Genomic DNA, 20,795 nt, shown 5'->3' on the forward strand with positions numbered 1-20,795 from the left:
GAGAGTGATGAGATGAAGAAGGTTGGTCTGGTTGGTTGGCGCGGTATGGTCGGTTCGGTCCTCATGCAGCGCATGGTGGAAGAGGGCGATTTTGCCCATATCGATCCGGTGTATTTCTCGACTTCGGCTGCCGGTGGGAAGGCTCCGGTTTTCGGCGACAAGGAAGCCTCGCTACCATTGCAGGATGCATCCAATATCGAAGCCCTGAAGGCTTGCGAAATCATCATCACCTGCCAGGGGGGCGATTACACTAAGGAAGTCTTCAGCAAGCTGCGCGCTACCGGCTGGAACGGCCACTGGATTGATGCCGCGTCTTCCCTACGTATGGCTGACGATGCAGTGATCATCCTCGACCCGGTCAACATGAATGTGATCAAGGACTCGCTGGCCAAGGGTGGCAAGAACTGGATCGGCGGCAACTGCACGGTTTCGCTGATGCTGATGGGCCTTGGCGGCCTGTTCCAGAACGACCTGATCGAATGGGCAACGTCCATGACCTATCAGGCCGCCTCCGGCGCTGGCGCGCAGAACATGCGCGAGCTAATCTCGCAGATGGGCGCGATCCATTCGTCGGTGGCCGAGCTGCTGGCTGATCCGGCTTCGGCCATTCTCGACATCGATCGCAAGGTTGCTGAAACCATTCGTTCCGATGCCTTCCCGAAGAAGAACTTCCGCAACACCCCGCTCGCCGGTTCGCTGATCCCGTGGATCGACGTGCCCTACGAGAATGGGCAGTCCAAGGAGGAATGGAAGGGCGGTGCCGAATGCAACAAGATCCTCGGCAAGCCGGCTTTCCGCTCCGCTGGTTCGATCCCGATCGATGGTCTGTGCGTGCGTATCGGCGCCATGCGCTGTCACAGCCAGGCGCTGACGATCAAGCTCAAGAAGGATGTGCCGCTTGATGAAATCAGCGACATGCTGGCCAAGGCCAATCCGTGGGCCAAGGTCGTGCCGAACGATCGCGAGATCTCCGAGCGCGATCTGACCCCGGCGGCCGTGACCGGTACCCTGACCGTCCCGGTTGGTCGTCTGCACAAAATGGCGATGGGGCCGGAATACCTGGCTGCCTTTACCTGCGGCGACCAGTTGCTGTGGGGCGCCGCCGAGCCTCTGCGTCGTATGCTGCGGATTCTGCTCGACGCCTGATCGGGACCATCCTTTTGACAAAAAGCCGGGGCTTTGACCCCGGCTTTTTATTTGTTGGGGATATGCAAAAAGGGCAGGTTTGAGAAGCGGGTTTAGCTTGCATTGCTAAGTACATGATGTTAATTTGAAAGTCCCAAATTTGACGCTCAGGGTTTTGCCGTGAACGGAACTGTACAAACCAGGTTCAAGAAACGCGCAGCTGCGCTCGCCGTTGCTTCTTGTCTTTCAATTTCGCCGTGGATTGCAGAGGCCGCCGGCCTGGGTAAACTCACGGTGTTGTCGGGTATTGGGCAGCCCTTGCGGGCCGAGCTTGATATCGGTGCGACAAAGGATGAACTCGGGGGGATGACCGCTCGTCTCGCTCCGCAGGATGTCTTCAAGCAGGCTGGCGTCGACTTCGCCTCTGTCTTGCTGGACCTCCGGTTCTCCGTTGAGAAGCGACCAAACGGACAGTCCGTCGTCAAGGTGAGTTCGGTCAAGCCGATCAATGAACCGTTCCTGGATTTTTTGGTTGAGTTGAACTGGCCGGCCGGGCGTTTGGTGCGCGAATATACTTTCCTGCTCGATCCTCCAGAAATGCTGGCATCACAGTCGTCGCGCCCGGTAGCGGATGCGCGGATTGTCGAGACGGTTCGCGGTGGCGGCAATGCTGGAGAGGTTAGAGCGGCGCCAGTCAAGGCTGCTTCCCGTCCGGCCCCGACTCCGAAGGTGGCGGCCGAGCCGAAAGCGAAGCCGGAGAGCGCTGGAGCGCGTGTCGTCAAGCAAGGTGAGACACTTCGCAAGATCGCAGCCGAGAACAAGTACGACGGTGTTTCTCTGGAGCAGATGCTGATTGGCTTGTTCCAGGGCAATCCGGACGCTTTTATCGCCCAGAATGTCAATCGACTCAAAGCTGGCGCAATCCTGAATATTCCTGAGCAGTCGGCTGTCGAGTCGATTTCTCCGGCCGAAGCGAGAAAAGTCTACGTTGCCCAGGCTCGCGACTGGAATGACTACCGGCAAAAACTAGCTGCATCGACAGCCAAGATGCCGGCTGCGGATGGCGTAGCGACTCAGACCAGCGCCGGCAAGATCACGGCCAAGGTAGAAGAGAAAGCAGCTCCAGCCGAGCAGGGCAAGGACCAGGTCAAGGTTGCGCGCACCGATCCTGCAGCCAAGGGCGCTGCTGCTGCCAAGGCAGCCGAGGTGGCAGATCAGGTTGCCAAAGACAAGGCGCTGAAGGATGCGCAGGATCGCATGCTGTCGCTGGAAAAGAACGTCAATGAATTGCAGAAGCTACTGGAGATGAAAAACCAGAAGCTGGCTGAGTTGCAGCAAGCGCCGGTCAAGAAGGATGAGCCGAAGGTGGCTGAAGTGGCAAAGCCGGTTGAGCCACCCAAACCTGTCGAGGTGGCCAAGCCGGTTGAGCCGAAGCCTGTTGAGGCACCCAAAGTGGTTGAGCCGCCAAAGGCGCCCGAGCCAGTTGCAGCGGTTGAACCAGCAAAGCCGGTCGAGCCGCCAAAAGCTGTTGAGCCACCGAAGCCGGAAGTGCCAAAGGTCGATGCTCCCGAGTCTCCGATGGAGCCGAGCTTTGTCGATTCCATTCTTGAGGATCCGGTGCCTTTGGCCGGTCTCGGAGGAATTCTCGCGCTGCTGGGCGGTTACTTCGTGTTTAGCCGCCGGCGAGCGAAGAGTTCGTCGGTCGAAACGACCGCACTTCCGATGCCATCGAGCCTTGGGCCCAACTCTGTATTCCGCATGACAGGTGGCCAGAGCATTGATACTGGCAATATTCCGCCGCTGACCGGCGATTTCAGCCAGACTGGTCCCGGCACCATCGATACCGACGAGGTAGATCCGGTTGCCGAGGCGGATGTGTACATGGCCTATGGCCGCGATACCCAGGCCGAAGAAATCCTTCTCGAGGCGTTGCAGAAGGATCCTCAGCGCACGGCCATTCACGCCAAGTTGCTTGAGATCTACGCGAATCGTCATAGCGTGAAGCAGTTTGAAACGCTGGCTGGTGAGTTGTATGCGCAGACGGCTGGTGTTGGTCCGGATTGGGCGAAAGTTGCTGTACTTGGCTTGGGTCTTGATCCGAACAATCCGTTGTATTCCGCGTCGCACTCGCAGTCTGCCCCGGAAGTGTCTGATCTGCCTGATGTTTTGACGACCGAAGCGCCTGTTGATATCCCCGTCGAGGTACCGGCGGCAGTGCCCGAGCCTTTGGCTAGTTTGCCCGAGCCGGACGAGGAGCCTGAAGTCGAGGTTGTGCCGTCAGAGCTCGATCTTTCTGAAGGATTTGAGCTGGATACGCTGGTTCTTCCGAAGGAGTCCGAGTCGCCGGCCGAGGATGCGGCAACTGCCGAAATCATGGACCTCGGACCTGACGCAATGACCCTTGACTTCGATCTTGGCGCGGAGACCATTGCTCCCGATATGACGAGCGAAGCAGGCAAGGAGGGCGATGTTGAGCCTTATACCGATACGGTGGTTTCTGTCGATCATTCCGATGCGCTCGATTTCGATCTGGGCGGTGAGGTAGTGCCTGCTGTCGTCGAGACGGAGTCTGCCCCGTCCGAGGATATGGGCAGTGCAGGTCTGGATCTTGATTTCAGCGTTGCTGAGCAAGCCTTGATAGAAGAACCTGCTGCCTCGTCGCCTGATTTTTCACCGGATGGTACGCTGGTAATGCCGTCGGCGGTTGCCGAGATGTCTGAGGAAATGGATGTTGGTCTGGGCACCTGGGTTGGTGGAGAAGAAGTGCCAGAGGAGCTCAGTGAAGAAGCGTTGCCCTCCGAAGAGCCGCCGGTGATCCAGTTTGGCCAGGATGCGGATATGAGCAAGACCGTGGTTAACCAAATGGTAAATACGGATACGCTGATTGATTCCAATATCCTGAATTTTGGCGTCGATGATGACAATGCGACGTTGTCCGCCACCGTGGTTAACACGGGTATTGTTGATAGCGACTCGCTGGAGTTTGATGTCAAGCTGACTGATTCGATGTTCCTCGGCCAGCCGATGGGAACCCAGGAGTTTGATATCGGTTCGATCAATCTTGATCTTTCCGAACCACCGGAGGCCGCGCCAGTGGCGCCGGCCGAGGCGAGTGCCGAGCCGGCCGAAATGCCCCCGCTTGATGCTCCGTCGGCTGAGGAGGCGATTCCGGAAGCTGCACCGATGCACAACGAGCATTGGGAAGAAGTCAATACCAAGCTTGATCTGGCCAAGGCCTATGAAGAGATGGGTGACCTCGAAGGGGCGCGCGAACTGCTCCAGGAGGTAGTCGGTGAGGGCTCGGTTGATCTGGTTGAACAGGCTCGCACGATACTCGGCCGCATAGGCGGGTAGAATTCAGGCTTGTGATCGGCACATGGCCCCGCAAGGGGCCGTGTGCATTTTCGGAGCCCGGTTTTGCATCCTTCTTGCGCATTGATCATCTGGCTGGCAGCGGTTGTCGGCGTTCAGTTCGTCGGCTATGCCGCCATGCTCCTGCTCATTGCCGGGGCCTTGCTGCTGACGCCTGCCCTGGCTGGCCGCTGGTGGGCTTACGTCTGGCGGGCTCGCTGGCTGTTGCTGACCCTCTGGTTGATTCTGGCCTACAACACGCCGGGCGAAGCAATACACGACATGGCCTGGGCGCCAACCTTTGAAGGCATGGCCGAAGCCAATCTGCAGGCCGCTCGTCTGGTGGCGATGCTGGCCTGTCTGGCCTGGCTGTTCCTCCGTCTTGGCCACGAAGGGATGATCGCCGGCCTGTGGGGGCTGTTGCAGCCGGTTCGAAAGCTGGGTTTTGATGTCGAGCGTGTTGTCGTTCGTCTTTCTTTGGTGCTCGAAAATCTTCAGGAGCCGCCGGAAAAAGGCGCATGGAAGCAGATGCTGGCGGCTCAGCCCTTGGTTTCTCCCAAGCAGGAGGTGCTGCATCTGAGCCTGGTGCCGTGGTTGTTGCGCGATACCTTGCTGGTGGTGCTGTCTGGCCTCGGATTGATGGGAGCAGCATTGCTGTGAGAATTGCGCTGGGTGTCGAATACTGCGGTACGGCCTTCCATGGCTGGCAAAGCCAGGCTGGTGGCGGAACGGTGCAGGATGCGCTGGAGTCTGCGTTGCGCGAAATTGCCGGGATGCCGGTGGGCGTGATGTGCGCCGGACGGACTGACGCCGGGGTGCATGCGAGTCATCAGGTCGTGCATTTTGAAACCTCGGTCGAGCGTCCGCTGACGGCCTGGGTGCGTGGCGTCAATTCGAATTTGCCGGCCGGTGTTGCCGTGCGCTGGGCGCAGGCGGTGGACGACGAATTCCATGCGCGCTTCAGCGCCCGTGGTCGGCGTTACCGCTATCTGCTGCTCAATCGGCCGCAAAAACCCGGCTTGTGGGCAGGACGGGTTGGCTGGTTCCATGGGACGCTTGAGTTGGCCACGATGCAGGACGCCTGCGGTCGACTGCTCGGTGAGCACGATTTTTCGGCTTTTCGTGCGGCGGGATGCCAAGCCAAGTCGCCAGTCAAGACGCTGTCGCGGGCCGAGGTCCGGCAGTGCGGCAATATGTTCGTCTTCGATTTCGAGGCCAGCGCTTTCCTGCATCACATGGTGCGCAATCTCGTTGGCTCCTTGGTCTATATCGGCAAAGGAACGCAGTCGCCCGGCTGGATCGACGAGTTGCTGCAGATGCGGGACCGTAAACTGGCGGCACCGACTTTTTCGCCGGATGGCCTGTATTTCCGTGGCCCGATCTATGAGCCGCACTGGGGGCTGCCCGATCCGGACGATGATTTTCTCGATGGCCTGCTCAAATGATCGATTTCAATTTTTGCCGTTTTTTCCGGTTGACCGTGGGAATGAAGCATTCATGAAAACTCGGATCAAAATCTGTGGCCTTACCCGCGAAGAGGATGTCGACGCGGCGGTTTCGGCCGGTGCCGATGCAATCGGCTTCGTCTTCTTTCCGCCCAGTCCGCGTTACATTGCGCCGCAGCGCGCTGCCGAGCTGGCCAAGCGGATACCGCCTTTTGTCGATGTTGTCGGCCTGTTCGTGAACGAAGCACCCGAAGTCGTCCGCGCCACCTGCGAGGCCTTGCCCATCAACGTCCTGCAGTTCCACGGCGATGAGGATGCCGCTTATTGCCGCCAGTTCGCCCGGCCCTATCTGCGGGCGGCACGGGTGAGGCCGGGGCTCGATCTGGTAGAATTCGCCGGCTCGTTTCCCGATGCCCGGGGTCTGTTGCTGGATGCCTTTGTCGAGGGCTACGGTGGCGGCGGCCATGTCTTTGACTGGACGCTGATTCCGCCGAATCTCCCCTCGTATCTGGTGCTTTCCGGCGGCCTGGCCGCAGACAATGTCGGCGATGCCGTGCGGCGCGTGCGCCCGGTGGCCGTCGATGTCTCATCAGGTGTCGAAGCGAGCAAGGGAATCAAGGATCACTCGAAAATCGCTGCCTTCGTGGCGGCCGTACGGAAAGCCGATGAGTCAATATAACTTCCCCGACGCCAAGGGCCATTTTGGCCCCTACGGTGGCGTCTTCGTGGCCGAGACGCTGTTTGGCGCGCTCGATGAATTGAAGGAAGCCTACGCAGCCGCGCAGGCCGATCCGGCCTTTCGGGCCGAATACGAATACGAGTTGAAGCATTTCGTCGGCCGTCCGTCGCCGATCTACCACGCCAAGCGCTGGTCCGAAATACTCGGCGGCGCCCAGATCTACCTGAAGCGCGAAGACCTCAACCACACAGGCGCCCACAAGGTTAACAACTGCATCGGCCAGGCCATGCTGGCTAAACGCATGGGCAAGCCGCGCGTCATCGCCGAAACCGGCGCTGGCCAGCACGGCGTCGCGACGGCGACGGTTGCCGCCCGCTATGGCATGGAGTGCGTTGTCTATATGGGTAGCGAGGACGTCAAGCGCCAGGCGGCCAACGTCTATCGGATGAAGCTGTTGGGGGCGACTGTCGTTCCGGTCGAATCCGGCTCCAAGACGCTCAAGGACGCGCTCAATGAAGCGATGCGCGACTGGGTCACCAACATCCACAACACCTTCTACATCATCGGTACGGTGGCGGGGCCGCATCCGTATCCGATGCTGGTCCGCGATTTCCAGAAAATCATCGGCGAAGAATGCTTGGTCCAGATGCCGGAAATGACCGGCCGTCAGCCCGATGCGGTGATTGCCTGCGTCGGTGGCGGTTCCAACGCGATGGGTATTTTTTATCCCTACATCGATGTCGAGGGCGTTCGCCTGATCGGTGTCGAAGCTGCCGGTGACGGCATGGATACCGGTCGTCACTCGGCCTCGCTGACCGCTGGCGTACCCGGCGTGCTGCATGGCAATCGGACCTACTTGTTGCAGGACGAAGACGGCCAGATCATCGAGACGCATTCGATTTCGGCCGGCCTCGACTACCCCGGCGTCGGACCGGAACACGCCTGGCTCAAGGATATCGGCCGGGCCGAATACCAGCCGATCGATGACAGCGAAGCGCTGGCCGCTTTCCATACCCTGTGCCGCATCGAAGGCATCATCCCGGCGCTCGAATCCAGTCACGCGCTGGCCTACGCCGCCAAACTGGCGCCGACGCTGCCGAAGGACAAGATTCTGCTGGTCAACCTCTCTGGTCGGGGTGACAAGGACATGCACACCGTGGCCGAAAAATCCGGGATCGTCTTCTGATGTCGCGCATAAAGACCGCTTTTGACCGGCTCAACGCCGAAGGCCGCAAGGCGCTGATTCCCTTCATCACCGCCGGCGATCCCGATGCCGCACTGACCCTGCCGCTCATGCAGGCGCTGGTCGAGGCCGGTGCCGATGTTATCGAACTCGGTGTGCCTTTCTCCGATCCGATGGCCGACGGCCCGACCATCCAGCGTGCTTCCGAGCGCGCCTTGGCCAAGGGCATGACGTTGCGCAAGGTGCTGCAACTGGTCAGCGCCTTCCGCACGCTCGATGACAAAACGCCGGTCGTGCTGATGGGCTACGCCAATCCGATCGAAGCGATGGGCCTCGAGAAATTTGCTGAGAAGGCTGCGCAGTCGGGGGTTGATGGTGTTCTCGTCGTCGATTACCCGCCGGAAGAAGCGGCCAGCTTTGGCGCCGCGATGAAGGCGCACGGCATGGATCCGATCTTCCTGCTGGCGCCGACTTCCAACGCCGAGCGCATCGCCCAGGTTGCCGAAATCGCCAGCGGCTATGTTTATTACGTCTCGCTGGCCGGCGTTACCGGCTCCGGCGCGCTTAACGTCGAGGCGGTGGCCGAGCGTCTGCCGCTGATCCGCGAAAAGACTGGTCTGCCGGTCGGCGTCGGTTTTGGCATCCGTGACGCGTCGACCGCAGCACGCATTGCCGCTATCGCCGACGCCGTTGTTGTCGGCAGCCGGATTATCGAAGAAATTGAAAAATCGACGGCGGAAACTGCCTGCGCCAATGTGAAAGCCCTGGTCGCAGACATTCGTCGCGGTGTGGATGAGGTGAAAAAATGAGCTGGCTGACCAAACTGCTGCCCCCCAAGATCAAGCGCGAGCAAGGCGCCCAGCGCCGCGGCAACCTGCCGGAAGGCCTGTGGAGCAAGTGCCCGTCCTGCGAGGCCGTGCTCTATGCGACCGATCTGGAAAACAACCTGCAGGTCTGCCCCAAGTGCGGCCACCACAACCGCCTCAATGCCCGCCAGCGCCTCGATATCCTGCTTGATGCCGAAGGCCGCTTCGAAATCGGCGCCGAGGTCTTGCCGGTCGACAGCCTCAAATTCAAGGATTCCAAGAAATACCCCGATCGCCTCATGGATGCCAACGAATCCAGTGGTGAAAGCGACTCGCTGGTTGTCCTGCAAGGCGCCATCAAGACCATGCCGGTCGTCGCTGCTGCTTTCGAGTTCGACTTCATGGGGGGCTCGATGGGCTCCGTGCTTGGCGAACGCTTCGTGCGCGGCGTGCAGACTGCCGTCGAGCACAAGATGCCCTTCATCTGTATCACCGCTTCCGGCGGCGCCCGCATGCAGGAAGGCCTGTTTTCGCTGATGCAGATGGCCAAGACGACGGCCTCGCTGACCAAGCTGTCCGAAGCCGGTCTGCCTTTTATCTCCATCCTGACCGATCCGACCATGGGCGGTGTTTCTGCCTCCTTCGCTTTCGTCGGCGATGTAGTCATTGCCGAACCCAAGGCGCTGATCGGCTTTGCCGGTCCGCGCGTCATCGAGCAAACCGTCCGCGAAACACTGCCGGAAGGCTTCCAGCGTTCCGAATTCATCATGGAAAAGGGCGCCATCGACATGATCGTCGACCGTCGCGAACTGCGCGATCAGGTCGCCCGCGTTCTGGCGCTGCTGCAAAAACTGCCGGCTGCTGCTTGAAGACACTCGAAGACTGGCTGGCCCATCTCGAAGGCCTGCATCCGAAAGGTCAGGCTGGCATCGAGCTGGGTCTGGACCGCATCCGGCAGGTCAAGGCGGCATTGGGGCAAACGCAACACTGCCCGGTCATCGTGGTCGGCGGCACCAACGGCAAGGGCTCGACTTGCGCCTACCTCGAAAACATCATCGACCGCGCCGGCTACAAGGTCGGCTGCTACACCTCGCCCCATCTGCTGGCCTACAACGAGCGGGTGCGCCTGAATGGCAAGTCGGTAAGCGACGAGTCCTTGTGCGCCGCCTTCGCTCGCGTCGAAGCGGCGCGCCAGCAGGCCGGCAAGGTCGCGCTGACCTATTTCGAATTCGGTACGCTGGCCGCCTGGGAGGTCTTTGCCGAAGCCGGCGTTGAAGCAGCCGTCCTCGAAGTCGGCCTCGGTGGGCGCCTCGATGCGGTCAATGCCTACGAACCCGATGTCTCCATCGTGACCACCGTGGCGCTCGATCACACCGACTGGCTGGGGCCGGACCGCGAGAGCATCGGCTTCGAAAAGGCCGGCATCTACCGCGCCGGCAAGCCAGCCTTGTGTGCCGACCCGAATCCGCCGCAGAGCCTGCTCGATCACGCTGCAGCCATCGGCGCCGATCTGCGCCTGATCGGCCGCGATTTCGGTTTCGAGCGGCCGGCGGCCGAGACCAACGAAAATCGCCTGCAATGGCGCTGGTGGTGCCGCTCCGGCGGCCAAGTGATCAAGCGTGCGCTGGCCTATCCCGGTCTGCGCGGCTCGACCCAGCTCTACAACGCAGCCGTCGCGTTGGCTGCGCTCGATGCCCTGGGCGACAAACTGCCGGTGACCATGCAGGCGATCCGTCCCGGGATGATTGAAACCGAACTGCCCGGTCGTTTTCAGGTTGTTCCCGGCAAGCCGGCCATCGTGCTGGATGTTGGACACAACCCGCAGGCGATCAGTGTGTTGGCTGACAACCTGTCGAGCATGGGCTTTTTCGACCGTACCTTTGCCGTGCTCGGCATGTTGAGCGACAAGGATATTGTCGGTGCGCTGGCCCCATTGAAGGGCAAGGTCGATGTCTGGCATCTGGCGACACTGACCGGTCCGCGAGGAACCAGCGCCGAGACGCTGGCCGGGATCATTGCCGAAAACGGGCTTGGTGGGGAGGTGGTCTGCCACGCCTCACCACGGCTTGCCATGCAAGCCGCCAAGGGGCAGGCCGCTGAAAGTGATAGAATCCTCGCCTTTGGATCCTTCTACACGGTAGCCGGCGCGCTAGAAACGCTTCGGAAAAGACCATAGTCATGGACGACAACGACGCCCAGTTACACCTCAAGAAACGCGCCCGCCGCCGTCTGGTCGGGGCGATATTCTTCGTATCCGTGGTCGCAGTGGTGCTGCCCATGGTGATGGATCACGAGCCGCGCCAGACCGTGCAGGATGTCGAAATCCGCATTCCGGGGCAGGACGAAAAGCCGTTTGCGCCGAAATTTGCCATCGCACCAGTCGAGAAAGCCACGCCAAAGCCGGTCGAGGCGCCCGCTGAGCCGTCAGTGGCCGCCTCCGCGGCGATGGTGGCTGAGCCGGCGGTGAAACCGACTGCACGCATTGTCGAGGTAGCCAAGGATCCCAAGCTGGCCGAGAAGCCGGTAGAAAAACCAGCAGAAAAACCGGCCACAAAGCCGGAAAAGGCGCCTGAAAAGCCTGCCGCGAAGGTGCCTGAAAAGACGGTTGAAAAGCCCAAGGCCGACGATGCCAAGCGGGCTGCCGCGATTCTGGCCGGCCAGCCGGCAGAGGCCAAGCCCGCCGCAAAGAATGGCGAGTATCTGGTTCTGATCGGCGCATTTTCCAATGAGGCGAACGTCAAGAGTCTGCGGGCCAAGCTCGGCGAGGAGGGCATCAAGACTTTCAGCGAGCCACTTGATACGCCGCAGGGCAAGAAGACCCGTGTTCGCGCCGGGCCGTTTGCCAGCCGTGAAGCCGCCGACAAGGCGCTGGAGAAAATGAAGCGGATCGGTATCAGCGGGGTTGTTGCAGCCAGACCATGACCGGTTTTGATTACTTTGTAATAGGGATTGTTGCTGTTTCGCTGCTGTTTGGTCTGTGGCGTGGTGTGGTTGGCGAGATCATCGCGCTGGCGGCCTGGGGCGTCGGTATCTTTGCTGCGATAGAGTTTGGCGCCTCGGTCGGGCACTCGGTCTTTGCCGGCTTGAGCGATCCGGCGTTGCGGACGCTGGCTGGCTGTGTGGTGATATTTGTCGGCATTCTGGTTTCGATGGCCGTGCTGAACATGGTGGTGCGCAGCATGGTCAAAGCTTTGGGTCTGTCCGTGTCGGATCGCATCCTTGGCATGATCTTCGGACTGACGCGCGGTGTGCTGGTGTGCATGGTGCTGGTTGGTCTGGGTGGCATGACTTCGGCGCCGATGCAGCCCTGGTGGCGGAATGCGACGCTGGCAGCACCTTTGGAAACCGTCGTTATGGCAGTCAAGCCTTGGCTGCCCGACGATCTGGCAAAACGAATTCGATTTAGCTAAGCAGGAAATACTATGTGCGGGATTTTGGGTGTAATGGCGACAACGCCGGTCAATCAGCTGCTTTACGACGGCCTGATGGTGCTTCAGCACCGCGGCCAGGATGCGGCAGGGATCGCCACGGCGGAGAACAATACTTTTCACCTGCACAAGGGGCCGGGGCTGGTCCGCGACGTCTTCCGCACTCGCAACATGCGGGCGCTGCCGGGCAATTGCGGTATCGGCCATGTTCGTTACCCGACCGCCGGTTCGGCCTACAACTTTGCCGAGGCGCAACCGTTCTACGTCAATTCGCCCTTCGGCATCTGTCTCGGCCACAACGGCAACCTGACCAACGCTGAGCAGTTGAAGGGCGAAATGTTCCGCCTCGACCGCCGGCACATCAACACCAATTCCGATTCTGAAGTCCTGCTCAACGTGCTGGCGCATGAGTTGCAATCGGCCGCGCACGGCTACGAGCTTGACGTCGATGCCATCTTCCAGGCGGTTGGCGGCGTCCATCGCCGTTGCCGCGGTGCTTACGCGGTCGTTGTCCTGATTGCCGGCTATGGCTTGCTTGCTTTCCGTGACCCTCATGGTATCCGGCCGCTGGTCTATGGCCAGAATGAAACGCCGGAAGGCATGGAGTATCTCGTTTCGTCAGAATCTGTCGCCCTCGATACGCTGGGCTTCAAGATGGTGCGCGACATCGAGCCAGGCGAGGCCGTCTTCGTCGACTTCAATTTCCAGTTCCATAGCCGTCAGTGCGCACAGCAGCCGATGTACGCGCCGTGCATTTTCGAATACGTCTATCTGGCCCGCCCGGACTCGGTGATCGACGGTGTTTCCGTCTACGAATCCCGTCTGGCCATGGGTGAAAAGTTGGCCGAGAAGGTCAAGAAGTTCATCCCGGTCGAAGAAATCGATGTCGTCATCCCCATTCCGGACTCCAGTCGCCCGTCGGCCATGCAACTGGCGCAGGTACTGGGCATTCCCTTCCGCGAAGGCTTCGTCAAGAACCGCTATGTTGGCCGCACCTTCATCATGCCGGGTCAGGCCATGCGTCGAAAGTCGGTGCGCCAGAAGCTCAACACCGTCGGCCAGGAATTCAAGGGCAAGCGCGTATTGCTGGTCGATGACTCCATCGTTCGGGGTACGACCAGTCGCGAGATTGTCGACATGGCGCGCGCTGCCGGGGCGGTCAAGGTCTATTTCGCTTCGGCCGCGCCACCGGTGCGCTTCCCGAACGTCTATGGCATCGATATGCCGACGCGGGCCGAACTGATCGCCACGGGCCGCACAGGTGACGAAATTGCTGCAGAAATAGGTGCCGATGCGCTGGTTTATCAGGATATCGAGGCGCTCAAGGAGTCGATTACCTCACTGCGCTCCGATCTGACCTTGTTCGATGCTTCCTGCTTCGATGGCTGCTACATCACGGGCGACATTGACGACTATTACCTCGACGCTGTCGAAGGCAAGCGTGGCGCCAAAGGTGCCAAGGGCGGTGATGACGACGGCGATGGCCGGGCCTCGCAGCAACTCGTCCTGCAACTGGCCGAGGACGCACAGGATTGACCATGTCTGATTTGCCCGATTACCGTCCTGAAACCCTGGCTGTTCGTGCCGGCCAGCAGCGCAGCCAGTTCGGCGAACATTCCGAAGCGCTCTACCTGACCTCCAGTTTTGTCTTCAAGAGCGCAGGGCAGGCGGCCAAGCGCTTCTCCGGTGAGGAAGAGGGCAACGTTTACGCCCGCTTTTCGAACCCGACCGTCACCATGTTCGAGGAACGCCTCGCTGCGCTGGAAGGCGCCGAGGATTGCGTCGCCACGGCCAGCGGCATGTCGGCGATCATGGCTGCCGTGCTGGCCCACCTCAAGCAGGGCGACCACATCGTTGCCTCGAACAGCCTGTTTGGCGCCACGGTGCAGTTGTTCAACAACATCCTGTCGCGCACCGGCATCACGACCACCTTCGTCTCGCATACCGATCCGGCTGAGTGGGCTGCGGCGATCCGGCCGGAAACCAAGCTGTTCTTCCTCGAAACGCCGTCCAATCCGTTGACGGAAATCGCTGACATCCGAAAGCTGGCCGAAATCGCCCACGCCAAAGGCATCCTGGTCGCTGTCGACAACTGTTTCTGCACGCCCATCCTGCAGCGTCCGATCGACATGGGGGCCGATCTGGTCATCCATTCGGCGACCAAGTTCCTTGATGGTCAGGGCCGCGTGCTGGGCGGTGCCGTCTGCGGCCCGAAGAAACTGACCGAAGAAGTCTTCAAATACCTGCGCACGGCCGGTCCGACGCTGTCGGCCTTCAATGCCTGGGTGCTGCTCAAGGGTCTCGAAACGCTGAAGCTGCGCGTTGAGGCGCAATCGGCCAATGCGGCGCAATTGGCGGCCTGGCTCGAAGCGCATCCGAAAGTGGCGCGCGTTTTCTATCCCGGCCTGCCCTCGCATCCGCAGCACGAACTGGCGAATACCCAGCAGAAATCGGGGGGTGCCATTGTGGCCTTCGAGGTCAAGGGCGCTCGCGAACAAGCCTGGCAGGTCGTCGATAATTGCCGTCTGCTGTCCATTACCGCCAATCTCGGCGACACCAAAACCACCATTACCCATCCCGCCTCCACCACGCATGGCCGCATTTCCCCGGAAGCCCGGGCCGCGGCCGGCATCAATGAAGGGCTGCTGCGCATCGCTGTCGGCCTCGAAGCGGTGGAGGATCTGCAGGCCGACCTCGAACGGGGTCTGGCCGTTATCTGATCGACTGAATTTTCACGCGCCGACAGCGAGGGGGCGCAAACAACCGGAGCAGGGCTTTTTTTGGGTTTACCGAACTTTCCACGGTCAACCGGAAAAAATGCCCAAAATTGAAACCCGGTTTCTCCTGACCCTCGCTGCATCGTTGCTCCCTGGCCCCTCCGGTCAGGCTTTATCCAAGGATTTCCATGCATTTCTCCGATCTCGGCCTCAAGGCCGAACTCCTGCGCGCCGTTGCCGACCAAGGTTACGACACGCCGACCCCCATCCAGCAGCAGGCCATTCCGGCCGTCATGACTGGTCGCGACCTGATGGCCACCGCCCAGACCGGCACCGGCAAGACGGCCGGCTTCACGCTGCCCATCCTGCACCGCCTGTTCAGCGGCCCGGCCGGGCATCTCGCCCGCGTCACCAAGAAGCCGCGCGTGCTGGTCCTCGTGCCGACCCGTGAACTGGCCATCCAGGTCGAGGAAAGCGTGCGTACCTACGGCAAGCATCTGCCGGTCGTCTCGCTGGCCGTCTTTGGTGGCGTCGGCATCAATCCGCAGATCGCCGGTCTGCGCCGTGGCGTCGATATTCTGGTGGCGACACCGGGCCGCCTGCTCGATCACATTCAGCAACGCACGGTCGATCTCTCTGCGGTCGAGATTCTGGTCCTCGACGAGGCCGACCGCATGCTCGACATGGGCTTCATCCGCGATATCCGCAAGATCATCGCCCTGCTGCCGAAACAACGCCAGAACCTGATGTTCTCGGCGACCTTTTCGCCGGACATCCGCGAACTGGCCGCCGGCCTGCTGCACAATCCGGCCTCGGTCGATGTCGCCGCGCGCAATACCGCGGCCGAAACGGTGGCCCAGTGTGTCATCGAAACCAACCGCGACCAGAAGAAGGCATTGCTCTGTCACCTGTTCGAAACCCGCGGCTGGCATCAGGTGCTGGTTTTTGCCCGGACCAAGCACGGTGCCGATGCCTTGTCCAAGACGCTGGAAAAAGCCGGCATCAGTTCGGCCGCCATCCACGGCAATAAATCGCAAGGGGCCCGGACGCGTGCCCTCACCGATTTCAAGGACGGCAAGCTGGTGGCGCTGGTGGCGACCGATATCGCGGCGCGCGGCATCGATATCGATGCACTACCCTACGTCATCAATTTTGAGCTGCCAGATGTCGCCGAAGACTACGTGCATCGCATCGGCCGTACCGGGCGCGCCGGCATGGAAGGCAAGGCGATCTCGCTGGTCAGCCACGACGAGCGCGGTAGCCTGCGCGACATTGAACGACTGATCAAGCGTGATCTGGAGCGCCTCGTCATTCCGGGTTTCGAAGCATCAGCTGTCGCGCCGCCGAAGCCGGTGCAACCGCCGCGCGGCGTGCGCAAGCCGCAACCCGGCCGGCCACAGGCCAAGAAAACAGTGCAAAACCCGAGTCGACCGCAGCAACATCACAGCGGCAACCGGCATCGCTGATTTTCGGTCGCCCCTGTGGTTTGGGGGCAACTGACTTGTCGGGGGGTGAAAAAACGTCTACTGTGGAAACTTAAGCCGTAACTTCATATTGTTAACGCAGTTTCTTAAGGTGTTTTGGAGGTCGGGATGCCCCCCCCGCAAAAAGTCCGGCTCGGTGACCTGCTGATCCAGCAAGGCCTGCTGACCGATGAACAACTGAAAATTGCGCTCGACGAGCAGAAACGCACCGGGCGCAAGCTTGGGCGCGTCTTTGTCGAGAGCGGCTACGTCACCGAGGAAGGCATCTCGCAGGCGCTGGCCCGTCAGTTGCGGATTCCCTTTGTCGACCTCAAGAATTTCACCCCCAAGCCGGATCTGATCAAACTGTTACCGGAAGCGCCGGCCCGGCGTTTTCGGGCGATGGTGCTCGAGCAGTTGCCGGACGGCCGTTTGCAGATTGGCCTGGCCGATCCGACCGACTTGCAGGCCTATGACGAAATCACCCGTCTGGTCAAACGCGAGATCGACCTCGCCGTCGTTACCGAAAGCCAGTTGCTGGCCATGGTCGACCGTGTCTATCACCGTGGCGAGCAGATTACCGGGCTGGCCAAGGAGCTGACCGCCGAGCTGGGCGACATGCCGATCGAGTTCGGCGACCTGCTCGGCCTCAATCCGGGCGCCGAAGATGCGCCGGTCGTCAAGCTGCTGCAAACGGTGTTCGAAGAAGCCATGCGTCTGCGCGCTTCCGACATCCATTTCGAGCCGCAGGAAAAATCACTGCGCATCCGTTTTCGTATCGACGGCGTGCTGCACATCCAGACCGAAGCCGATGCCAAGGTTTCATCGGCCGTTGCTCTGCGCCTCAAGCTGATGTCAGGGCTCGATATTTCCGAAAAACGCCTGCCGCAGGATGGCCGTTTCAATATCAAGGTGCGCGCCAACCCGGTCGACGTGCGGATCTCGACCTTGCCCACCCAGTACGGCGAATCGGTGGTCATGCGTCTGCTCGCCCAGAACACCGGCCTGCTCGAACTCGACAAGATCGGCATGCCGGAGCGCGTGCTAGAGCGTCTCCGCCATGCCTTGAAACGCCCGAGCGGCATGGTGCTGGTTACCGGCCCGACCGGATCAGGCAAGACGACGACGCTCTACGCCGCGCTCAACGAACTGAACAGCCCGGAAAAGAAAGTCATTACCGTCGAAGACCCGGTCGAATACCGGCTGGGTGGCCTGAATCAGGTGCAGGTGCACGAAAAGATCGATCTCTCCTTTTCACGCGTGCTGCGTACCGTGCTGCGCCAGGACCCGGATATCGTGCTGATTGGCGAAATGCGCGACCAGGAAACCGCAGAAATCGGCATGCGCGCCGCCATGACCGGTCACCTCGTGCTATCGACGCTGCACACCAACGATGCCGTATCGACGCCGATCCGCCTGCTCGACATGGGCGTGCCGCGCTACATGGTGGCACTGTCGGTCCATATGGTCATCGCCCAGCGTCTGGTCCGGCTGATCTGCAGCAACTGCCGCGAGGCCTATACGCTGACGCCAAACGAGCATGAATGGCTGCGCTATGAGCTGGGGAATGGCATTGATGACCACGCCTATCATCATGGTCGTGGCTGCGCGCATTGCGCCAATACAGGCTATCAGGGGCGGAGCGGGGTCTACGAATTCCTTGAGATGAGCGATACCGTGGTCGAAGCGATCAATCATGAAGACCCGGGTGAATTCATGCGCGTAGCCCGCCAGCAGATGGGCGGCGAAACCCTGCGCCGCGATGCCGTCCGCCTGGTCCTGTCCGGCCGGACCACGGTGGCCGAAGCCATGCGTGTCAGCAACCAGTTCGAGGAATAAGCTGGGGTGGCCAACTTTGCCTACAAGGGACGGGATGGCGGCGGCAAGCTGATCGAAGGCGTGCTCGAAGGCGCCAGTTCAGGCGGCGTGGCTGACGTCCTGCTTGGTCGCGGCATCACACCGGTTTCGATTCAGGAGACCCGCGCCACGACCAAGAGCGCTGGTGATGGCGGCTTCGATTTGTTCAAGCCCAAGGTAGAACACGTCGATATCCTGCTTTTCTCGCGGCAGATTCACACGCTGCTCAAGTCCGGGGTACCGATCATGCGTGCCCTGAGCGGCCTGCAGGAGTCGGCGACCAATCCGGCGATGAAGAAAGTGATCGGTGACGTCCGCGAAAGCCTGGAGGCGGGTCGCGAACTATCGGTATCGCTCGCGCGCCATCCCAAGGTATTCAACCCTTTTTACATTTCAATGGTGCGGGTTGGCGAGGCGACCGGCCTGCTCGACGAGATTTTCCTGCGCCTGTTCGATCACCTCGAGTTCGAGCGCTTCATGCGCGAACAGGTCAAATCGGCCTTGCGCTATCCGATGTTTGTCGTGATGGCGATGGCGGCGGCGATCATTGTCGTCAATATCTTCGTCATCCCGGCCTTTGCCAAGGTGTTCCAGGGCTTCGGTGCTGAACTGCCGTTGATGACACAAATTCTGCTCGGTTTTTCCAATTTTATGGTCGCCTGGTGGCCGGCCTTGCTCGTCGGCACCATTGCCGCTGTGTTCCTTTTCAAGGCCTGGATCGGCACCGCCACGGGGCGTATGCAGTGGGAGTCAATGCTGCTGCGTTTCCCGATTGCCGGAAAAATCGTCCGCAAGGCGGCGATGGCCCGATTTGCCCGCAGCTTCGCCCTTGGCATGCGCAGTGGCGTGCCCGTCATGCAGGCTCTGACCAACTCATCGCAAACCGTCGATAACAGCTACATCGCGGCCAAGATCGAAGGCATGCGCGACACGGTCGAACGCGGCGAAAGCGTCGTCCGTTCGGCCATTGCCTCTGGATTTTTCTCGCCGGTCGTGCTCCAGATGATCTCGGTTGGTGAAGAGTCCGGCGCGCTCGACGACATGCTGGAAGAAGTCGGCCAGATGTACCAGCGCGAAGTCGAATATGAACTGAAGACGCTCGGCCAGCAGATTGAGCCGATCCTTATCGTTTGTTTGGGCGCGCTGGTGCTGGTGCTGGCGCTCGGTATCTTCCTGCCGATGTGGGACCTCGGCAAGGTCGCCATCAAGCGTTGATGCAAACATGCGGCGCTATTACGAGTTCGCGGTTGTCGTCGTCCTGATCGGCATCCTCGCTTTGGTGCTCTTGAAGGCGCTGGGGCGGATGAGCAATGAAATGGAAGAGGCCAGCGTGCAGTCTGAAGTGTCGGCGATACGAATTGGCTTGATGGAGGTGGTGGCGCACCGGGAAACGTTTGGCGGCACTTTGCCGAAGAGTGACAACCCGCTCGAATGGGTTGCCACCCGGCCGGCAAGCTATGTTGGAGAAGTGGATGGCATGCCGGACAGCGAGGCAGTCTGGTATTTCGACCGGAGGGCAAAGGAGCTTGTTTACCGTTTTCGTGATGGGCATCGAGCCAGATTCAAGCTCAGTCGCGATGGTAATGTCGAGAGCCCGAGGGCTGTTGTGGCAGGCGTCGGATTGTTGCGACTTGAAGACCAACGAGAATAAATGTTGAGAAGGAAGATGAATATGTCTAAAGTAATAAAACTTATACCCGTTAAACCTGACATGAACCATAAACCCGTCCGTCGCAGGCAAGGCCAGTTCGGTTTTACGCTGATCGAGCTGATTGTCGTTGTCATCATTCTCGGCATCCTGGCGGCAGTTGCCTTGCCGCGTTTCGTCAATTTGCAGCGCGATGCCCGCATTGCCAAGTTGCAGGCAGCTCGGGGCAGCGTCTCCGCCGCCTCGGCGCTGGTCCATGCGACGGCCTTTTCACGGGCTGGTATTGCCGATACGGCGCCCTGTGCCGGTGGCGGCACGGCTAACAACGCGACCGGGGCGAGCGGTACCATTTGTACTGAAAGCGGCCTGATCAACATGGTCTACGCCTACCCGGCGGTGACAGGGATCGGCACCGCCGGCATCCTTTCCATGGCCGGCCTGACCGGTGTTTTCAACCCGGATGCCGCGCAACTGCAGGCTGAGGGTTATACCTACGATGTCGTGGGTGGCGAAGCCACCTTTGGCGTCCTCGGTGCAACTACTGCTGCAACCTGTTTCTTTAAATACACCCAACCGACGGCGCCAAATACTGCGGCAACGATCAGCGGGCTGACCACGACCGGATGTTGATTTTTTAATTTTTAGGAGTTGGTGATGAAAACTATGCAAAAAGGTTTTACCCTGATCGAACTGGTGGTCGTAATTGTCATTCTCGGCATCCTCGCGGCGACGGCATTGCCGAAATTTATCGATCTGCGTTCGGAAGCCAATGAAGCAGCGTATCAGGGGGTCCGTGGTGGGGCAGCATCGGCGATGACGGTGAACTACGCCGGTTGTGCGGCGAAGAACAATGTTGTCACTGCGAACAAGTGCATCGCGGTCGATGACTGCGATGACACCGGTTCCATCATGCAGGGTGGCCTGCCTACCGGTTACAGCGTTACCGCAGCCGCGATTACTGGTAACGGGGCGAACGTAAGCTGTACGCTGGTACTCTCCGGCTACACCCCGACGGGACCGACGACCTTTAGCGGCATCGGTGCCGGACAGTAATGCAGCGACGTAAAAGAGGCGATCCTCTTTATCGCTGCTT

At 60.4% G+C, this 20,795-nt stretch carries 19 protein-coding genes; all 19 read left to right on the forward strand.

The features are described from left to right. Positions 1–12 precede the first annotated feature (12 nt). Positions 13–1,146, forward strand: a complete 1,134-nt coding sequence (gene asd, locus WBK19_RS12650) for an aspartate-semialdehyde dehydrogenase (protein ID WP_511290230.1) — start codon at positions 13–15, stop codon at positions 1,144–1,146. A gap of 159 nt (positions 1,147–1,305) precedes the next feature. Further along, positions 1,306–4,479: a motility hub landmark protein FimV gene (locus WBK19_RS12655; RefSeq protein WP_511290232.1), complete on the forward strand. Its 3,174-nt coding sequence runs from the start codon at positions 1,306–1,308 to the stop codon at positions 4,477–4,479. Positions 4,480–4,542: 63 nt separating this feature from the next. Beyond that, entirely contained in the window at positions 4,543–5,136 is a 594-nt protein-coding gene (locus tag WBK19_RS12660) for a hypothetical protein (RefSeq protein ID WP_511290234.1), read from the forward strand. Beyond that, positions 5,133–5,921 carry a tRNA pseudouridine(38-40) synthase TruA gene (gene truA / locus WBK19_RS12665; RefSeq protein WP_511290236.1) on the forward strand — a complete coding sequence of 263 codons (789 nt, stop codon included), beginning with the start codon at positions 5,133–5,135 and terminating at the stop codon, positions 5,919–5,921. The genes WBK19_RS12660 and truA overlap by 4 nt, the downstream gene beginning before the upstream one ends. 52 nt (positions 5,922–5,973) lie before the next feature. Continuing rightward, a complete protein-coding gene (locus WBK19_RS12670; protein ID WP_511290238.1) occupies positions 5,974–6,600 on the forward strand; it encodes a phosphoribosylanthranilate isomerase in 627 nt (208 codons plus the stop codon). Continuing rightward, a complete protein-coding gene (trpB, locus tag WBK19_RS12675) occupies positions 6,587–7,786 on the forward strand; it encodes a tryptophan synthase subunit beta (RefSeq protein WP_511290240.1) in 1,200 nt (399 codons plus the stop codon). The genes WBK19_RS12670 and trpB overlap by 14 nt, the downstream gene beginning before the upstream one ends. After that, positions 7,786–8,592 carry a tryptophan synthase subunit alpha gene (trpA, locus tag WBK19_RS12680; protein ID WP_494648654.1) on the forward strand — a complete coding sequence of 269 codons (807 nt, stop codon included), beginning with the start codon at positions 7,786–7,788 and terminating at the stop codon, positions 8,590–8,592. The genes trpB and trpA overlap by 1 nt, the downstream gene beginning before the upstream one ends. Then, a complete protein-coding gene (gene accD / locus WBK19_RS12685) occupies positions 8,589–9,458 on the forward strand; it encodes an acetyl-CoA carboxylase, carboxyltransferase subunit beta (RefSeq protein WP_511290242.1) in 870 nt (289 codons plus the stop codon). The genes trpA and accD overlap by 4 nt, the downstream gene beginning before the upstream one ends. Continuing rightward, positions 9,455–10,765: a bifunctional tetrahydrofolate synthase/dihydrofolate synthase gene (folC, locus tag WBK19_RS12690; protein WP_511290244.1), complete on the forward strand. Its 1,311-nt coding sequence runs from the start codon at positions 9,455–9,457 to the stop codon at positions 10,763–10,765. Before accD ends, folC begins: the two co-directional genes overlap by 4 nt. A 2-nt stretch (positions 10,766–10,767) precedes the next feature. Continuing rightward, positions 10,768–11,511 (forward strand): SPOR domain-containing protein, encoded by a 744-nt coding sequence (locus WBK19_RS12695; RefSeq protein WP_511290246.1) that lies wholly within the window; start codon positions 10,768–10,770, stop codon positions 11,509–11,511. Beyond that, positions 11,508–11,999 (forward strand): CvpA family protein, encoded by a 492-nt coding sequence (locus WBK19_RS12700; protein ID WP_511290248.1) that lies wholly within the window; start codon positions 11,508–11,510, stop codon positions 11,997–11,999. Before WBK19_RS12695 ends, WBK19_RS12700 begins: the two co-directional genes overlap by 4 nt. 12 nt (positions 12,000–12,011) lie before the next feature. Then, the gene (purF, locus tag WBK19_RS12705; RefSeq protein WP_511290250.1) at positions 12,012–13,553 is read left to right on the forward strand and encodes an amidophosphoribosyltransferase; all 1,542 of its coding nucleotides are present in this window, start codon (positions 12,012–12,014) and stop codon (positions 13,551–13,553) included. Between the two features lie 2 nt (positions 13,554–13,555). Beyond that, positions 13,556–14,737, forward strand: coding sequence for an O-succinylhomoserine sulfhydrylase (locus tag WBK19_RS12710; RefSeq protein WP_511290252.1), 1,182 nt, complete (start codon positions 13,556–13,558; stop codon positions 14,735–14,737). Between the two features lie 185 nt (positions 14,738–14,922). Then, on the forward strand, positions 14,923–16,200 hold the full coding sequence (locus tag WBK19_RS12715) for a DEAD/DEAH box helicase (protein ID WP_511290254.1): 1,278 nt from the start codon (positions 14,923–14,925) through the stop codon (positions 16,198–16,200). A 126-nt stretch (positions 16,201–16,326) separates the two neighbouring features. Continuing rightward, positions 16,327–18,036, forward strand: a complete 1,710-nt coding sequence (locus WBK19_RS12720; protein WP_511290256.1) for a GspE/PulE family protein — start codon at positions 16,327–16,329, stop codon at positions 18,034–18,036. A 6-nt stretch (positions 18,037–18,042) separates the two neighbouring features. Next, positions 18,043–19,269: a type II secretion system F family protein gene (locus WBK19_RS12725; RefSeq protein ID WP_511290258.1), complete on the forward strand. Its 1,227-nt coding sequence runs from the start codon at positions 18,043–18,045 to the stop codon at positions 19,267–19,269. A 7-nt stretch (positions 19,270–19,276) separates the two neighbouring features. After that, positions 19,277–19,705 (forward strand): type II secretion system protein, encoded by a 429-nt coding sequence (locus tag WBK19_RS12730; RefSeq protein ID WP_511290260.1) that lies wholly within the window; start codon positions 19,277–19,279, stop codon positions 19,703–19,705. Between the two features lie 60 nt (positions 19,706–19,765). Further along, complete coding sequence (locus tag WBK19_RS12735; protein WP_511290262.1) at positions 19,766–20,332, forward strand: prepilin-type N-terminal cleavage/methylation domain-containing protein; 567 nt, start codon at positions 19,766–19,768, stop codon at positions 20,330–20,332. Positions 20,333–20,356: 24 nt separating this feature from the next. After that, positions 20,357–20,755 (forward strand): pilin, encoded by a 399-nt coding sequence (locus tag WBK19_RS12740; protein ID WP_511290264.1) that lies wholly within the window; start codon positions 20,357–20,359, stop codon positions 20,753–20,755. Positions 20,756–20,795 lie beyond the last annotated feature (40 nt).

Source organism: Azonexus sp. (assembly GCF_049652925.1).
In the GTDB taxonomy this organism is placed as follows: Bacteria; Pseudomonadota; Gammaproteobacteria; order Burkholderiales; family Rhodocyclaceae; genus Azonexus.

Bases quoted from the DNA above. Each gene is read 5' to 3' on its own strand.
- asd (WP_511290230.1), top strand. From the start codon at position 13: ATGAAGAAGGTTGGTCTGGTTGGTTGGCGCGGTATGGTCGGTTCGGTC.
- WBK19_RS12670 (WP_511290238.1), top strand. From the start codon at position 5,974: ATGAAAACTCGGATCAAAATCTGTGGCCTTACCCGCGAAGAGGATGTC.
- trpB (WP_511290240.1), top strand. From the start codon at position 6,587: ATGAGTCAATATAACTTCCCCGACGCCAAGGGCCATTTTGGCCCCTAC.
- trpA (WP_494648654.1), top strand. From the start codon at position 7,786: ATGTCGCGCATAAAGACCGCTTTTGACCGGCTCAACGCCGAAGGCCGC.
- accD (WP_511290242.1), top strand. From the start codon at position 8,589: ATGAGCTGGCTGACCAAACTGCTGCCCCCCAAGATCAAGCGCGAGCAA.
- WBK19_RS12695 (WP_511290246.1), top strand. From the start codon at position 10,768: ATGGACGACAACGACGCCCAGTTACACCTCAAGAAACGCGCCCGCCGC.
- WBK19_RS12700 (WP_511290248.1), top strand. From the start codon at position 11,508: ATGACCGGTTTTGATTACTTTGTAATAGGGATTGTTGCTGTTTCGCTG.
- purF (WP_511290250.1), top strand. From the start codon at position 12,012: ATGTGCGGGATTTTGGGTGTAATGGCGACAACGCCGGTCAATCAGCTG.
- WBK19_RS12710 (WP_511290252.1), top strand. From the start codon at position 13,556: ATGTCTGATTTGCCCGATTACCGTCCTGAAACCCTGGCTGTTCGTGCC.
- WBK19_RS12715 (WP_511290254.1), top strand. From the start codon at position 14,923: ATGCATTTCTCCGATCTCGGCCTCAAGGCCGAACTCCTGCGCGCCGTT.
- WBK19_RS12720 (WP_511290256.1), top strand. From the start codon at position 16,327: ATGCCCCCCCCGCAAAAAGTCCGGCTCGGTGACCTGCTGATCCAGCAA.
- WBK19_RS12730 (WP_511290260.1), top strand. From the start codon at position 19,277: ATGCGGCGCTATTACGAGTTCGCGGTTGTCGTCGTCCTGATCGGCATC.
- WBK19_RS12735 (WP_511290262.1), top strand. From the start codon at position 19,766: ATGAACCATAAACCCGTCCGTCGCAGGCAAGGCCAGTTCGGTTTTACG.
- WBK19_RS12740 (WP_511290264.1), top strand. From the start codon at position 20,357: ATGAAAACTATGCAAAAAGGTTTTACCCTGATCGAACTGGTGGTCGTA.